This window comes from Corynebacterium sp. HMSC067D03 (assembly GCF_001811185.1).
Classification (GTDB): Bacteria; Actinomycetota; Actinomycetes; order Mycobacteriales; family Mycobacteriaceae; genus Corynebacterium; species Corynebacterium coyleae.
Window position 1 is genome coordinate 1 of sequence record NZ_KV803846.1, and the last position, 1,786, is coordinate 1,786.

Sequence of the window (1,786 nt, forward strand, 5' to 3'; positions counted from 1 at the left end):
GGCAGAAATCAACCTGGCGTCAGATGTGAAGGGAGCTGTCAGTGGGTGAATGCGCCACCTCGACTTGGAGGTTGTTGTGGCTGGGCGTTGGACTCCGAAGGATGTGAAGGCTGCTTCGGTGGCGCGGCTTGTTGCAGGCGATGATGTCTGCGAGATTGCTCGGGATGCCGGTGTTGCTGAGGGCACGGTTTATAAATGGGTCAAGCAAGCTGGCGCACTCCCGCCGAAGAAGGCGTTGGCGCGTGAACGCGACCAGCGCATCGACGACGCGGTAGCGTTGGTGACTGCTGGTATGTCGATATCGGATGTGGCCGCGACGTTAGACATGTCACCAGGGGCGTTGTACTGGCGGTTGGTGAGAGTCGGTGCGCTCACCGAACTGCAACAAAAGCCCCGCATCACCCCGCAGCAGAAAGCTGACGCGGTCGAGAGAGTACTAGCGGGTGAACCGGTTGAAAAGGTCGCGACGTCGTTCGACCGGTCTGTGAACACGGTGTATCGCTGGGTGAGGCAAGCACGCCAGGAGAAAGCGGGCGTAAACCGTGATGCGTCACAGCCTGCCAACACGCCGGAGGCTTGCACGGTGAAACCACCTGTGCACAGCAGAGTTGTAGGCGTGCCAGCAGCAATGAAAACACAGGCAGGCCACACCCCTGCCGACCACGCCCGGGACCGTGTAAAAGTCGGCCGCGGAATCCGACTGTCGTTTGAAGACCGCCTGACGATCCAACATGGGTGCAGCCAGGGATTGTCAGCCAGACAGATCGCAACACTTCTGGGGCGTCACCACAGCGTGATCAGCCGGGAAATCGCCCGCAACGGATGGGAAATCATCGACGATGACGGCGAAAGAAAGGTCTTCTACAACGCTCGGCGTGCCCACGCGGGCGCTAAAACGCGTGCGTGCCGGCCGAAGGTGCGCAAGCTTGATAACAGCCCGGCACTTCGCGCTGTGGTGGTGGCATGCCTTGCCCGCCGGTGGTCGCCCGGGCGTATCAGTGTGTGGCTTAAGCACGCTTTCGTCGATGATGAAAGCATGCGAATTTCCCACGAAGCGATCTACAGTGCCTTGTACATCCAGGGCAAAGGCAGTCTGCGCGCCGAGCTTGAAGCGGTGATGAAGACCCAAGATGTGCTCATCCGTGGCGGGAAGCGCCGAAAAGCCCGGCCCCGCAATGCCGGTGTGGCAACCGGTAAGCCATGGATCAAAGGCGCTGAAATCACCCGGCGCAGCTCAGAAGCCGATGACCGGGCAATCCCTGGACACTGGGAAGGCGATCTTGTTATCGGTAAAGGTGGTAAAAGCGCGCTGATTACCCTGGTAGAGCGCACCAGCCGCTACACCCTGCTTGGCCATCTGCCCACCGAACACACATCGATGACGGTGATTGAAACGATTCAGCAGATGGTCAAAGACCTCAACGCCGAACAGCTCAAGACCATCACCTGGGACCAAGGCGTGGAAATGGCTGAAACCGCACGTGTGCGCATCAAAGACGGTTGCGAGGTGTACTTTTGTGACCCGCACTCGCCGTGGCAGCGGCCAACCAACGAAAACACCAACGGTGAGATCCGCCGCCGGTTCTACAAGAAAGGCACCGACTTCGCCGAAGTAACCCCCGAGCACGTCGCCTGGGTGCAAAACGAGCTCAACGACACACCACGACAAGTCCTCGGCGGAGCAACCCCACGTGAAATACTCGAGCAACTATTCAAACGTGGCGCATTAACCGCTTGATCCCGCCAAGGTTGTGCACCTTTTGGTGGTGACGTTTCCGTACTCGAA

Annotated in this window: 1 protein-coding gene and 1 pseudogene; both read left to right on the forward strand. The window is 59.2% G+C overall.

Annotation, left to right across the window (positions count from 1 at the left end; translation table 11 throughout):
* Positions 1–325: 325 nt before the first annotated feature.
* A pseudogene (locus HMPREF2785_RS12255) lies at positions 326–547 on the forward strand (transposase); the annotation flags it as partial.
* A gap of 81 nt (positions 548–628) precedes the next feature.
* Positions 629–1,738, forward strand: coding sequence for an IS30 family transposase (locus tag HMPREF2785_RS12260; RefSeq protein WP_371440508.1), 1,110 nt, complete (start codon positions 629–631; stop codon positions 1,736–1,738).
* The last annotated feature ends 48 nt before the right edge of the window (positions 1,739–1,786 follow it).